This window comes from Chitinibacter sp. ZOR0017 (genome assembly GCF_000799095.1).
Lineage (GTDB): Bacteria > Pseudomonadota > Gammaproteobacteria > Burkholderiales > Chitinibacteraceae > Chitinibacter > Chitinibacter tainanensis.
Map to the genome: position 1 here is coordinate 1 of NZ_JTLG01000002.1, position 13,210 is coordinate 13,210.

A 13,210-nucleotide genomic window follows, 5' to 3' on the forward strand; every position below is an offset into this window, starting at 1 on the left:
AAGTGCATGTGCCTGATATCGGCAATTTCGACGCGGTTGAAGTGATTGAAGTCAATGTCAAAGTAGGCGACACCATCGCGATTGACGACGGTCTGATCACGCTGGAATCTGACAAAGCCAGTATGGAAGTGCCATCAACGGCGGCCGGCGTAGTCGAAAGCATCGCCGTAAAAGTGGGCGATAAAGTGGCGCAAGGCGCTTTGGTACTGACCGTGCGCTCTAGCGCGGCAGCTGCTGCGCCAGCGGCAGCGCCGGCTCCAGTCGCCACTCCTGCTCCGGTAGCAGCGCCCGTTGCAGCGGCTCCAGCCGCAGCAGCTCCGGTTGCAGCACCAGCAGCAGCCGCGTCTGCGCCAGCTAAATTTGACGAAGCTAACTTCAACAAAGCGCATGCTTCGCCATCAGTGCGCAAATTTGCGCGCGAATTGGGCGTGGATTTGAGCAAAGTAGCCGGTAAAGGCCCGAAAGGCCGCATCTTGCACGAAGACGTACAGTCCTTCGTGAAATCGGTGATGACTAGCGCAGTGGCTTCTTCCTTCGCAGCAGGTTCTGCACCAGCAGCTGCCTCACTGGGCGGTGGCCTGGATCTGTTGCCTTGGCCGAAAGTCGATTTCGCCAAATTTGGCCCGATCGAAACCAAGCCATTGTCACGCATCAAGAAAATCTCTGGCGCGAATCTGCACCGCAACTGGGTGGTAATCCCGCACGTAACATTCAACGACGAGTGCGATATCACCGAGCTGGAAGAATTCCGCAAGCAAGTCGGCAAAGAGTGGGAAAAATCAGGCCTGAAGATCAGCCCATTGGCGTTCATCATCAAGGCAGCGGCTGAAGCACTGAAAGCCTTCCCAGAAATGAATTCGTCACTCGATGGCGACAATCTGGTCTTGAAACAGTACTACCACATCGGCTTTGCGGCCGACACGCCAAACGGCTTGGTAGTACCGGTGATCAAAGACGCCGACAAGAAAGGCCTGAAAGAGATTTGCAAAGAGTTGACCGAATTGTCGCTCGCAGCACGCGAAGGCAAACTCAAACCAACCGATATGCAAGGTGCTACGTTCACGATTTCTAGCCTGGGCGGCATCGGCGGCACCAGCTTCACCCCAATCGTGAATGCGCCTGAAGTCGCGATCTTGGGCGTATGCAAATCGCAAATCAAACCAGTGTGGAACGGCAAAGAGTTTGCACCACGGCTGATGTGCCCATTGTCGCTGTCGTTCGATCACCGCGTGATCGACGGCGCGCAAGCGGGTCGCTTCACCGTGTATCTGGGCAAATTGCTTAGCGACGTTCGCCGCTTGATTCTCTAATTCTGCGAGGCGTGAGAGCCGGGGTATTGCTCTACAGAGCAATACCCACAATTGCTCCCACCTCATACCCTTGACCTCACAGGACAAAAAATGAGCAATACAATCGAACTGAAAGTACCCGATATCGGCGGCCATAGCGATGTGGCCATCATCGAGGTCTTTGTGAAAGCCGGCGATACCATCGCCGTTGAAGAAAGCCTGATCACCCTGGAAACCGACAAGGCGACCATGGAAGTGCCCGCCACTCACGCCGGCGTGATCAAAGAAATGAAAGTCGCCGTCGGCGACAAAGTGTCAGAAGGCAGCGTGATCGCCATCGTGGAAGTGGCCGCGAGCGCCGCTGCGCCAGCCCCTGCCGCGGCGGCCCCCGCTCCGGCGGCGGCACCAGCACCAGCCGCTGCGCCTGCAGTTGCCCCAGTGGCCGGCCAATACGCTGGCGCGGTGGACATGGAAGTGGATATGATGGTCTTGGGCGCAGGCCCTGGCGGCTATTCTGCAGCGTTCCGCTCGGCTGACCTGGGCATGAAAACCGTGATCGTTGAGCGTTATGGCTCACTGGGCGGCGTATGTTTGAACGTGGGTTGTATTCCATCGAAAGCCCTGCTGCACAATGCGGCGGTGATCGATGAGGTGGCTCACTTAGCGTCCAACGGGATCAAATTTGGCAAACCAGAAGTCGATATCGATGGTCTGCGTGGCTACAAAGAAAAAGTCATCAACAAGCTCACTGGCGGTTTGGCGGGTATGGCCAAAATGCGTAAAGTTGAGCACGTGCGCGGTATCGGTACTTTCCTTGATGCCAACCACATCGAAGTGCAACTGACTTCGGGCACGGGCAAAGATCTGACTGGTGAGAAAAAAGTCATCAAGTTTGCCAAAGCAATTATCGCGGCCGGTTCGCAAGCGGTGAAATTGCCGTTCATCCCGAATGATCCACGTATCGTTGATTCGACTGGCGCACTGGAACTCAAATCAGTACCAAAACGCATGCTGATTATCGGCGGCGGGATTATCGGTCTGGAAATGGGTACCGTGTACTCAACGCTGGGCGCGCGTCTGGACGTGGTTGAATTGTCGGATGGCCTGATGCAAGGCGCGGATCGCGACCTCGTGAAAGTATGGCAAGACTGGAATAAACACCGTTTTGACAACATCATGTTGCAATCGAAAACCACCAGCATTGAGCCGAAAGAAGACGGCATCTGGGTGACGTTTGAAGGCCCGAAAGTGCCGAGCGAGCCACAGTGCTACGACTTGGTATTGTACTCAACCGGTCGCTCGCCAAACGGCAAGAAAATCGGCGCCGAAAACGCCGGCGTGATTGTGGACGAGCGTGGCTTTATCGCCGTTGACAAGCAAATGCGAACCAACGTGCCGCACATCTTCGCGATTGGCGATTTGGTCGGCCAACCGATGCTGGCGCACAAAGCCGTACACGAAGCGCACGTAGCGGCAGAAAACGCAGCTGATCACAAAGCGTACTTTGATGCACGCGTGATTCCAGGCGTAGCCTACACCGACCCAGAAGTGGCTTGGGTGGGTTTGACTGAAGATCAAGCGAAGAAAGAAGGCATCAAGATCACCAAAGGCGTATTCCCATGGGCCGCTTCTGGCCGTGCGATTGCCAATGGTCGCGATGAAGGCTTTACCAAGCTGATTTTCGACGCGGAAAACGGCCAAATCCTCGGCGGTGCGATTGTGGGCCCGCACGCTGGTGATATGATCGGTGAAGTGTGTCTGGGCATTGAAATGGGCGCAGATGCAGTGGACATCGGCAAAACCATTCACCCGCACCCAACCATGGGCGAGTCGATTGGTATGGCCGCCGAAGTGGCCAAAGGCGTATGTACCGACCTGCCACCGCAGCGCAAGAAATAAGCGCAGACATGGCGTAAATAAAAAGCCACGGCATGCCGTGGCTTTTTTGTGGCTGACTTAATTGCAACGATTGAGGCCGCCGCAGTTAGCTCATCGCAGCCTACGCCGAGACTCAAGGCTGCCGCAATGTGCGCAAGCGTTCAGCCGTTGCCGGGTGCGTGGCCAGTAACTCCGGCACTTCAGCATGCGCGGGCTGGCTACCAACGAGTTTTTCCAGCGCATCGGCCAGCAAAGCTGGCGATTTCCCTTGCGCTCGCAGGCGCTGGGCGGCGAACTCATCCGCTTCGCGTTCGAATTGGCGGGTATAACCCAGCTGCACCACCAGCGCAGCCATGGCCGCGACATTGCTCACCGCACTGGGCGCATCCCCCAGCACCACCGCTGCAATCAGGCCCAAACCGGCCGCCTGATAGACATTCCGTAGCCCATGTTGGCGCTCAACATGCCCCATTTCATGCAGCAAGACCGCGATAATTTCATCGTCGCTCAAGAGCGTGGCTAGCTGATCCGTTACCACCACTTGCCCACCCGGCAAGGCAAAGGCATTGGCGCCTACGCTGGGCAAATCATAAAAATGCAGCTGATACGGAAAATGGCTCGCTTGCGTTTGCGCCTGCCAGCGCTGCTGCAAAGCCTGCTGGCGTGCCGGCGGCAGCTGACTACGTTGTAATGTAATTCCAAGCTTAGGTAGCGAAGCCAGGGTGGCCTCACCCAGCATGGATTCGAGCTTCACTGGGGTGAGCTTGGCCGCCAGATGCGCGGCCAGCGGCATACCTTGCCAATAAAGCAGCACCGCTGCCAGCACAATCCCCAGCACCGCCAGTACGCTGTAGCGCCAACGCGCCTCCAGTTGCGCCAGTGGCTGCTGACCTTGGCCGAGTAATTCGGCCAAGGCCTGTGCCGCCGGGCACTCCAGCACCGCCCCATCAGGCAGGTTTACCCGAGCTGGCAGATTGCCCAAGATGGGCTCTAGGGCGCAGGCCGCCAATGGTACTTGCCGCTCCCACCCCTCGCCATGGATCAGCAATTGTCCGTCCACGCGGCTTAATTGCACCGTAAACAGGTGGCTGCTATGCCCATCCAGATAGCTGGCGCTCAGCATTAGATCGCTAAATCCACATCAAAAAGATCAGTGGCTTCGGCGCCCACCGCCGAGCCGGCGTTTTGCACCACGGCATTAAATTGATTGAGCCCTTCCGGTGCGTGCAGGCCCATGCTATTCAGGCGCATGCGACTTTGCGCCACTTTTAACCATGGCAAGGCAAGGCCGAACGTGAGCACCACCAAAGGCAAGCGCCACGCCATCATGCGGCCATATGCCCAGGGGCTGGCCTGACTATCAAAGCTCACCGCCCCCAGTGCGGTTTGCCGCCAGCCAAAATTGGCCTGCGCCAAACGCACCGCTGCTGCGACCACACTAAAGCCCACCAGCATCACGATATAGCCAATCACCAACGGCAAAATAGCGGCGATCAGCAGCGCCGGATTGCTTTTATTCAGCTCGCTCAAATTCACGCCAGCGCCAAAAATCGTTGCGCCGACAGTGAAAGCAAAACCCAGCCCCACCACCAGCATCACGCCCAAGCCGGCCAAGGCCGCGCGATAGTAGCCCCCCACCGCCGAACCCAGCTGGCTAAAGCGCTGATCGCCAAAGCTGGCATGATCCACCACAAAACGGAACTGCTGATGCTGCACATAAGGCAAGGCCAGCCCTAGGGAAGGAATCAGCAACAGCGGTAGCAGCAGGTAATTTTTGACCGCGCCCCACACCGTGCCATGAAAATCAAAAGGCACATTGCGATAACGGGTCTGGCGCAGATTAAACCGGATACTGCGCACGATCATCCATGGCAACACCAGCAGGAATAACAGCCCAAACAGCCCGCCCAGTAGCGGATGCAGATTCGAGCCAACGGCGTACAAGGCAAAGAAGGCAAAGGCAATCAGGCGACCAATCAAAATCTTCACCGGCTGCGCGGTGTAATCAAAGCGTGAGCCAGCCAGCTCGGTATTGCCATAAAAGTACTTCAAACGCCGCACTTTGGCCCAGGCCGAATATATGCCCAGGGTGAGGACGCTGAGTAACAGATTCACAATCCAGATCCGGAAATACTCGCCACCTTGCCCATGAAACTGGATCGCCCAGCGATTGCTCTGCATCTGCTCATCCATCCCCTACCCCTTAATCACGCAAAAACCATCATATTATTTTCACGTAAGACACTACACAAGCTGGATGACAGCCATGTTGCTTTGCCGGCGGCGCAAAGCTGGGCGGCAAAGCTTGCCTGCGCGCGCCATCATCTGCACCACCCAGCTAGCCAGCATGTTGCAAAGCCGCAGCAACACAGCGGCGCAGCACATTTAGCAATCAGCAGGTATAGCCATAAAAATCAATAGAATAAATAGGCACATAGATATACCCATACCCTGTATGAAATAACCTAAGCCGAAATGACCGACGGCAGCAGCAAGAAATCGTGCAGTGCAATAAATTGGGAAAACGGTTGGCAGTAATCCGTCGATGGCACGTTTTATGCTCTGTAGTGCGCGTCGAACCCGCAAGAGGTAGGCATCATGGCAAGTAGCGACAACAGCAACAGCACCAAACAGCTCACGCATCAGCGTTTGAGCCACGAAATCACGCATGAGCTGGAGCAGTGTTTATCACTCTGCCAGCAATTGCAGATCGATTTCTACGCCTGTTTGGCCCACGCCCGCATCGAATTTGATAAGCATCAGCGCGAACCAAGCGCCTGAGACTGTAGCAGAAGAGAAAATCAGCGCAGAAATGAAAAAAGACACCCGCAGGTGTCTTTTTTATTGTGGCGTCCCCACGGGGAATCGAACCCCGGCCGCCGCCGTGAAAGGGCAGTGTTCTAACCGCTAAACTATGGGGACTTAACTGGTAAGTCAATGTGTGCTGGCCGCCTAAACTGGCGTCCCCACGGGGATTCGAACCCCGGTTATCGCCGTGAAAGGGCGGTGTCCTAGGCCTCTAGACGATGGGGACTGCGTACAACTAACTTCGTCAGGCTGTCACACACTCACTTTGTATTCTTTGGTGGAGGTAAGCGGGATCGAACCGCTGACCTCTTGCATGCCATGCAAGCGCTCTCCCAACTGAGCTATACCCCCAAAAGAGATGCACATAATAGTTACGCATCTCAGTCGCGTCAAGCTTTTGCTGCAATATTTTTGACCTAATTGCACAAAAGCTTGATTCAGCGACTTAAATTGGCGCCCACCAGTAAGCGTCGCTCGCCACTTCCTGCTCATGCGCTTTGCTATTCGGGAAATTTTTCAGCAACACGCGTTTAGCATCATCACGATAATCGGTCATACCCAGCTTATCGTAGGCCTGATACATCAACCCCAGCGCGCCTTCCACTTGCTTGGTATTGCTGTAGTTATCAATCAGCGCCTTGCCGCGATTGGCCGCAGCAAGATACGCGCCGCGCTTGAAATAGTAACGGCCAACGTGCAATTCGTAATTAGCCAGCGCACCGATCAGATACCCCATCCGCAGCTGGGCATCGCGGGCATATTTACTTTCAGGAAAGCGTGTGACCAATTCACGGAAAGCATTGAATGACTCTTTGGCCGCTTTAGGGTCGCGCTCGGACATATCTTGCTTAGACAGCACCGATAAGAAGCCTTGCGACTCATTAAACGTCACCAGCCCTTTCAGGTACATCGCGTAATCCAGGCTTGGATGCGTTGGGTTTTGCTTCATAAAGCGATCAATCGCCGCCAGCGCCAGCGCGGGCTCCTGATCTTTGTAATAGTTGTAGGCGGTTTCCAGCTGGGCTTGCTGGGCATATTTTCCATATGGGAAACGCGCTTCCAGCCGCTCGAATAATTGATTCGATTTAGTGAAATTGCGGCTGGCCTGCTCGGATTTAGCTTCATTGAACAGCTTATCCGCCGACCAGTTTTTCGTTTCATCGTTGGTGCTGCCGGTGCTGGCACAACCTGCCACTAAACCGATCAGCAAGGCAGAAACGAGGATTCGAGGTAGAATCTTATTCATGATGCAATCCGATATTGAACTCGACGATTATAACGACTTCGCAGACACCCGTGTGCTGACTGTGCCCGCCGACCTGGCTGGCACCCGGCTCGACGCGGCGCTGGCGAAGATTTTGCCTGATTTCTCCCGCTCACGCATGGCCGGCTGGATTAAAGACGGACAGGTTTTGCTCGATGGCGCCCCCGCCACCACCAAAACCAAGCTCTGGGGCGGTGAAACGCTCACCGTAACCATTCAGCCCGACCCCAATGAAGTGGCGTATGTGGCCGAAGATCTGCCACTGGAAGTGCTGTACGAAGATGCCGCACTGCTGATCATCAACAAGCCAGCCGGCTTGGTGGTGCACCCTGGCAACGGCAACTGGGAAGGCACACTATTAAATGCCCTGCTGTTTCACTACCCCGAAGTGCGCAGCATTCCACGCGCTGGCATTGTGCACCGGCTGGATAAGGACACCAGCGGCTTGATGGTGGTGGCGCGCACGCTGCAAGCGCAAAACCATCTGGTGAAGCAACTGCAAGAGCGCACGGTAAAACGCCACTATCTGGCGGTGGCCAGTGGCGAAATTCGCCGCGATGGCACTGTGGATGAGCCCATTGGCCGCCACCCGAAAGATCGCACCAAAATGGCCGTCATTCACAGCGGCAAAGAATCGATCACCCATTATCTGGTGCTGGAAAAATTCGCCGGCTACACCCTGATTGAATGCCGGCTGGAAACCGGCCGCACGCACCAGATTCGCGTGCATATGGCGCACCTGAAACACGCCCTAGCGGCCGACCCGGTTTATGGCACCCCGCCGCGGCTGGATATCTCGCCCGAAGTGCGGCTGGCGCTGGAAGAGCTCAATCGGCAAGCCCTGCATGCGCGCAAACTCTCGCTCGTGCATCCGGTGACCGGCAAAAACATGGAATGGAAAGCACCGACGCCATTCGATCTGGAACAGCTGATCGGCACTTTGCGCGCCGAATTGGCCATGGCTAATGATGCCGACGAAGATGATGATGACGAAGACGACGACCACGACTGCGAAGTGATCTACACCCGTGAATAATCCCACGCCTGCCTTCTACACCCCCAACTGGCCAGCCCCGGCTCGCGTACGCGCCCTGCAAACCACGCGGCTGGGCGGCCACAGCCTGCCGCCCTATGCCAGCCTGAATTTAGGCCAGCACGTAGGTGATGATCCGCAGCAGGTTGCGGCCAATCGCGCCATTGTGGCCGCCGCCTGCGGCAGCCAGCCACGCTGGCTCAATCAGGTACACGGGGTAGCGGTAGCCGATGCGACCGCTGTTACGCAGCCGGTAGATGCGGATGCCAGCTACAGCCGCACGCCGGGCGTGGTGAGCGTGGTGATGACTGCCGATTGCCTACCACTGCTGTTTTGCGACCGTGCCGGCACCGTGGTCGCCGCGGCGCACGCGGGTTGGCGCGGCTTGTGCAATGGCGTGATTGAAGCAACCGTCGCCAAGATGGATTGCCCCGCCAGCGAGATCCTCGTCTGGCTCGGTCCCGCCATCGGTCCCAATGCCTTTGAAGTCGGCGACGAAGTGCGCGCGGCTTTTATGGCCATCGATGCACAAGCCGAGCAAGCTTTTGTGACACAAGGTGGGGGTAAATGGCTGGCGGATATCTATCTATTGGCGCGCCAGCGCTTACATGCCCTGGGTATCACTGCCATTTATGGTGGTGATCAATGCACGGTGACACAAAGCGAGACTTATTTTAGTTATCGCCGCGATGGGCAAACAGGGCGCTTGGCGAGTTTGATCTGGCTGGAATAAAACCCGGCTAAGATAAAAATACCGGGGCGTTCTAAGCGCCCCTTTTGCATGGCTGGTATTTTTTCGCCCCCCTCCGCGACAGGAGTGCCGCCTGGGCAAGCGTTAGCAAATACTTGTTCGGCCCAACGCCGCGCAGTAGATGAGAACCTTTCTCATGCCGAGCCCAAGCTTTTTATGATACAGTGTTGCATCTGCAGGATTTTTTACCGATGTCGACATTAAGCTGGATCATTACCATGAGCCTGCTGGGCAGCGTGCTCAGCGTATTGGCCGCCGCGGCGATGGCGTATTTAGCCAAGCCACACTGGATTCCCAAACTGGTTTCTTTCGCCGTGGGCGCTTTGCTGGCCGCGGTATTTCTAGAGATTTTGCCGCACGCCTTCGGGGCGCATGGCGGGCATGAGGGTCACGCGCATGGCGCGAGCGAGCTGTCATTGTTGACTGACGTGCAGCATGCGGCCTCCCAAACCGTACAAGCAGCGGTTGAACACGCGCCGCACGCCAACCCGGAAGCAATTTCGGTCACGATTTTGCTCGGGATTTTTATCTTTTTCATCATGGAAAAGCTGGTGATCTGGCGGCATTGCCATCACGAGTCGTGTGAAGAATTAGCGGGAAGCGCGCACGAACATCCGCATAGCGAGCATCACGGTCATTCGCACGGCCACGGGCACAGCCATGGCAACGAGCATGGTCGCGCCGGCATGATGATTATGGTCGGCGATACGCTGCATAATTTCTTGGATGGTGCGGTGATCGCGGCGGCGTTTATGGCCGATACCTCGGTCGGCATTGCCACCGCCGTGGCGATTATTGCCCACGAAATCCCGCAAGAAGTCGGCGATTTTATCGTGCTGCTGCATTCGGGCTATAGCAAGGCTAAGGCGCTGCTGTTTAATTTGCTCTCATCGCTGGCGGCGCTGGCTGGTGGTTTGCTGGCGTATTTCTCGCTCAGCATGGTGGAAACCGCCCAGCCCTATTTGCTGGCGCTCGGTGCGGCTAGCCTGATTTATGTGGCGATTGCCGATTTAATCCCGACCTTGCACAAACGTCCGCACATCAAAGACACCCTGCACCAGGTACTGCTGATGGTAGCCGGGGCGATGCCGATTGCGCTGGTACATCATTTTATGCCGCACTAAGCGCGCGTCGCCGGATACATCGGCAGGTATCAGCATAAAGGCCAATCATTGATTGGCCTTTGTTTATATACCCCTGGTAAATTGTTCTTTCTGCAAGCGATACAAACAATGCCGCCGCAGTGGATGATCGGCAGCCAAGACCGGATGGTCGAACTCGCCCACCGCATCGAGCTGCATACCAAGGCGCTGCATCAAGGCTTGCGAGCGCAGATTACGCAGCGCGGTAAACGACACGATTTCATCCAGATTCAATTGCGTAAAGCCAAAATCCAGCGCAGCGGTCGCGGCCTCACATGCCAGCCCTTGCCCCCAGTACGGCTTTGCCAGTCGCCAGCCGATTTCCACGCAGGGCATAAATGGCAAGGCGACGCGCGGGATATTCAGGCCGGCCATGCCGATAAATTCACCGCTATTGCGCAACTCCAGCGCCCAAAAGCCCCAGCCATGTTCTTGCAAACGTTCGCGAAATAATGAGATATACGCTTCACTTTCGCTAGGACTGAGCAATGCTGGAAAATAACGCATCACGTCTGGATCGGCACTCATCGCCGCAAAGGCGGGCAAATCGCTAGCGCGCCAATCGCGCAAAATCAGCCGCTCGGTCGTGAGCGTCACCACGGGCTGGCTCACCTCAAGCCCCTGCGGATTTGTCGCTTGGGGGATTGTCGCTGGCGGCGCTGCCCTCAAGCGCAGCTTGGCGCGCGGCCTCACGCGCGGCTAGGTCAGCCGCGCGGGCCGCTTTGCCTCGCTGCACACTACGCCGCAAAGCCAAAATACCCCAGGTAGGTAATACCGCCAAGAATATGAAATAAAAGAGCCCGACGGTAATACTCCCCGCCCCGAGCGACATCATAATCACAACAAACAAATACCCAATCAAAACGATATACATCGCTTACCCCAAAACAAAAGGCTCCTAAGGAGCCTTTGAAGATGTTGATGATACTTCACAATGAATACCAAGCTAAGCTCAATAGGCTAGCGAACCAGCGCAGTTGGGGATTCACACGGAGCGCAGACACGGGAATGGACATGACGTCCATGAGGATGTCGAGCACCGGCTGAACCCAAATGCAAAGGCGCAGCAGCCCAGTGAGTTTAGCGGCGTTTGTCGTGTTCGATCAGGGCATACGCCGAATGATTGTGAATCGACTCAAAGTTTTCCGCCTCCAGCACGTAGGCCACAATCCGCGGCTCGGCATTCAGGCTGGCGGCCACGTCGCGCACCATGTCTTCCACAAACTTCGGATTATCATACGCGCGCTCGGTCACGTATTTTTCATCGGTGCGTTTGAGCAAGCTAAATAGCTCGCACGAGGCTTGCTGCTCAACCAGGGTTACGATCTCTTCGATCCAGATATGCTCGCCCAGCACCGCATCCACAGTGACATGCGAGCGCTGATTGTGCGCGCCATAGGCCGAGATTTTTTTCGAACATGGGCACAGGCTGGTTACCGGCACCAGCACTTTCAGGCGCTGGGTAAAGACGCCATTGTTCAGCTCACCAATCAGGGCGACTTCATAATCCATCAGGCTTTGCACGCCAGACACCGGCGCGGTTTTGTTGATGAAGAACGGGAAACGCATTTCCAGATAGCCTGAATCGGCCTCTAACTTGTCGCACATCTCGCGCACCATGTCTTCCAGCGCCTCCACCGAGATTTCTTTTTCGCGGCTATTGAGGATTTCCAGAAAGCGCGACATGTGGGTGCCTTTGAAATGCTGCGGCAAATACACATACATATCAAAGGTGGCCACCGTGTGCTGGACGCCATCGGCCCGGTCTGCGACCTTGATCGGGTGACGGATCGATTTCACGCCCACTTTATTGATGGCGATGTTGCGCACATCGGGGCTGCTTTGCACGTCGGCAATCGTTGCGCTCATGAGGATCTCTCAATGTGTATTCAGGGTGAAATTATATCAGAGGCCAATACCCGATTAAACCACTCGGGTATTGCATTTTTCAATGGGCCTGATTGCCAGAGGATATGCGCGGGTTTATTTGGGCTGACCAAAGGCCTGCAAGATCTGGGCAATCACCTTGCTGCTGGTGGCGAGCAAAGTCTCGATTTGCGGCCCCAACAGGGGCAAAGAATAATATAAGGCCGCAAAGCCAATTCCCAAGGTGAGCGGAAAACCAATCGCAAAAACGTTTAGCTGCGGTGCGGCCTTGGTCATTACCCCGATGGCCAGATTGGTAATCAGCAACACGGCCAGCACCGGCAAAGACAGCAAGACCCCGGTGCGAAAAATCACCCCGCCATACAGCGCCAAAAGCTCAAAACCCCGCGCATTCAATTGCACCTGCCCCACCGGCAGCTGGATCAGGCTTTCCAGCAAGATGCGCAGCATCAGCAAATGGCCGTTCACCGCCAGAAACATCAACAGCATTAATAGACTTAAGAGCTGCGCCACCGCCAGCGTATTGCTGGCATTTTGCGGATCGTAAAATGAGGCAAAACCCAAGCCCATCTGCAAACCAGCCAGATGCCCGGCCATTTCCACCGCGGTAAAGGTCAGCCGCATCACAAAGCCCATCGCTACCCCAACCAGCAGCTCGCGCATGGCAATCAGCATGCCATCGGGCGAGACCACCGGCACACTGGGCATAGGCGGCAGCGCCGGCGCCACCACAATGGCCAGCGCAATCGCCAAGGGCACCCGCACGCGGATAGGAATACGGCGGCTAGAGAAAAACGGATCGGCCAGCATCAGGCCGAGAATGCGCAAAAATGGCCACCAGAATAGCGCCAGCCAGAGCTCGATTTGCGCCTGTGTAACAACCCACATTTAGCCAATCACTTGCGGAATGCTCTGATACAGACGGATGGTGTAATCCATGATCAGCTCCAGCATCCATGGTCCGGCCAGCACCAGCACCACAAAAGCCACCAGCAGCTTAGGGATAAACGACAGCGTGGCCTCATTGATCTGGGTGGCGGCCTGAAAAATACTCACCAGCAAACCCAGCACCAGCGTGGCCAGCAATACCGGTCCACACAACAGCACCATGACTTCCATGGCTTTTTGCAACAGGGTGACGACCATTTCCGGGCTCAT

At 56.1% G+C, this 13,210-nt stretch carries 14 protein-coding genes and 3 tRNA genes; 6 read left to right on the forward strand and 11 right to left on the reverse strand.

Annotated features, from left to right (window positions below; all coding sequences use genetic code 11):
* Positions 1 to 2: 2 nt before the first annotated feature.
* Together aceF and lpdA are read left to right on the forward strand one after the other, a co-directional pair.
* Positions 3 to 1,310 (forward strand): dihydrolipoyllysine-residue acetyltransferase, encoded by a 1,308-nt coding sequence (aceF, locus tag L991_RS00140; RefSeq protein WP_081986334.1) that lies wholly within the window; start codon positions 3 to 5, stop codon positions 1,308 to 1,310.
* A gap of 90 nt (positions 1,311 to 1,400) precedes the next feature.
* Positions 1,401 to 3,188: a dihydrolipoyl dehydrogenase gene (gene lpdA / locus L991_RS00145; protein ID WP_047390818.1), complete on the forward strand. Its 1,788-nt coding sequence runs from the start codon at positions 1,401 to 1,403 to the stop codon at positions 3,186 to 3,188.
* Positions 3,189 to 3,300: 112 nt separating this feature from the next.
* Here lpdA and L991_RS00150 read toward each other — a convergent pair whose 3' ends face one another.
* Both L991_RS00150 and L991_RS00155 read right to left on the reverse strand, forming a co-directional pair.
* Positions 3,301 to 4,290: a M48 family metallopeptidase gene (locus L991_RS00150; RefSeq protein ID WP_047390822.1), complete on the reverse strand. Its 990-nt coding sequence runs from the start codon at positions 4,288 to 4,290 to the stop codon at positions 3,301 to 3,303.
* Positions 4,290 to 5,360: a YjgN family protein gene (locus tag L991_RS00155; protein ID WP_052190441.1), complete on the reverse strand. Its 1,071-nt coding sequence runs from the start codon at positions 5,358 to 5,360 to the stop codon at positions 4,290 to 4,292. The genes L991_RS00150 and L991_RS00155 overlap by 1 nt, the downstream gene beginning before the upstream one ends.
* 405 nt (positions 5,361 to 5,765) lie before the next feature.
* Between L991_RS00155 and L991_RS00160 the strand changes: the two genes are divergently transcribed.
* Positions 5,766 to 5,948 (forward strand): hypothetical protein, encoded by a 183-nt coding sequence (locus L991_RS00160; protein WP_028449568.1) that lies wholly within the window; start codon positions 5,766 to 5,768, stop codon positions 5,946 to 5,948.
* Between the two features lie 66 nt (positions 5,949 to 6,014).
* Here the strand turns inward: L991_RS00160 and L991_RS00165 are convergent.
* From L991_RS00165 to L991_RS00180, 4 genes are all read right to left on the reverse strand, one after another.
* Positions 6,015 to 6,089 (reverse strand) — tRNA-Glu (locus L991_RS00165).
* Between the two features lie 36 nt (positions 6,090 to 6,125).
* Positions 6,126 to 6,201: transfer RNA gene (locus L991_RS00170), tRNA-Glu, on the reverse strand.
* Between the two features lie 49 nt (positions 6,202 to 6,250).
* Positions 6,251 to 6,326, reverse strand: a tRNA-Ala gene (locus L991_RS00175).
* Between the two features lie 94 nt (positions 6,327 to 6,420).
* Positions 6,421 to 7,221 carry an outer membrane protein assembly factor BamD gene (locus L991_RS00180; RefSeq protein ID WP_081986337.1) on the reverse strand — a complete coding sequence of 267 codons (801 nt, stop codon included), beginning with the start codon at positions 7,219 to 7,221 and terminating at the stop codon, positions 6,421 to 6,423.
* Between L991_RS00180 and rluD the strand changes: the two genes are divergently transcribed.
* From rluD to L991_RS00195, 3 genes are all read left to right on the forward strand, one after another.
* Complete coding sequence (gene rluD, locus L991_RS00185; protein WP_047390826.1) at positions 7,220 to 8,275, forward strand: 23S rRNA pseudouridine(1911/1915/1917) synthase RluD; 1,056 nt, start codon at positions 7,220 to 7,222, stop codon at positions 8,273 to 8,275. The genes L991_RS00180 and rluD overlap by 2 nt on opposite strands.
* The gene (gene pgeF, locus L991_RS00190; RefSeq protein ID WP_047390829.1) at positions 8,268 to 9,005 is read left to right on the forward strand and encodes a peptidoglycan editing factor PgeF; all 738 of its coding nucleotides are present in this window, start codon (positions 8,268 to 8,270) and stop codon (positions 9,003 to 9,005) included. Before rluD ends, pgeF begins: the two co-directional genes overlap by 8 nt.
* Positions 9,006 to 9,214: 209 nt before the next feature.
* The gene (locus L991_RS00195; protein ID WP_047390831.1) at positions 9,215 to 10,147 is read left to right on the forward strand and encodes a ZIP family metal transporter; all 933 of its coding nucleotides are present in this window, start codon (positions 9,215 to 9,217) and stop codon (positions 10,145 to 10,147) included.
* Positions 10,148 to 10,210: 63 nt separating this feature from the next.
* Here L991_RS00195 and L991_RS00200 read toward each other — a convergent pair whose 3' ends face one another.
* The 5 genes from L991_RS00200 to fliQ form a co-directional block, all read right to left on the reverse strand.
* Positions 10,211 to 10,777, reverse strand: coding sequence for a GNAT family N-acetyltransferase (locus L991_RS00200; protein WP_047390834.1), 567 nt, complete (start codon positions 10,775 to 10,777; stop codon positions 10,211 to 10,213).
* A 1-nt stretch (position 10,778) separates the two neighbouring features.
* Positions 10,779 to 11,039 carry a hypothetical protein gene (locus L991_RS17550; protein ID WP_052190442.1) on the reverse strand — a complete coding sequence of 87 codons (261 nt, stop codon included), beginning with the start codon at positions 11,037 to 11,039 and terminating at the stop codon, positions 10,779 to 10,781.
* Positions 11,040 to 11,245: 206 nt separating this feature from the next.
* The gene (folE2, locus tag L991_RS00210; protein WP_028449574.1) at positions 11,246 to 12,034 is read right to left on the reverse strand and encodes a GTP cyclohydrolase FolE2; all 789 of its coding nucleotides are present in this window, start codon (positions 12,032 to 12,034) and stop codon (positions 11,246 to 11,248) included.
* A 114-nt stretch (positions 12,035 to 12,148) separates the two neighbouring features.
* A complete protein-coding gene (fliR, locus tag L991_RS00215) occupies positions 12,149 to 12,940 on the reverse strand; it encodes a flagellar biosynthetic protein FliR (RefSeq protein WP_047390836.1) in 792 nt (263 codons plus the stop codon).
* Positions 12,941 to 13,210 carry a flagellar biosynthesis protein FliQ gene (gene fliQ, locus L991_RS00220; RefSeq protein ID WP_028449576.1) on the reverse strand — a complete coding sequence of 90 codons (270 nt, stop codon included), beginning with the start codon at positions 13,208 to 13,210 and terminating at the stop codon, positions 12,941 to 12,943. It lies immediately after the preceding gene.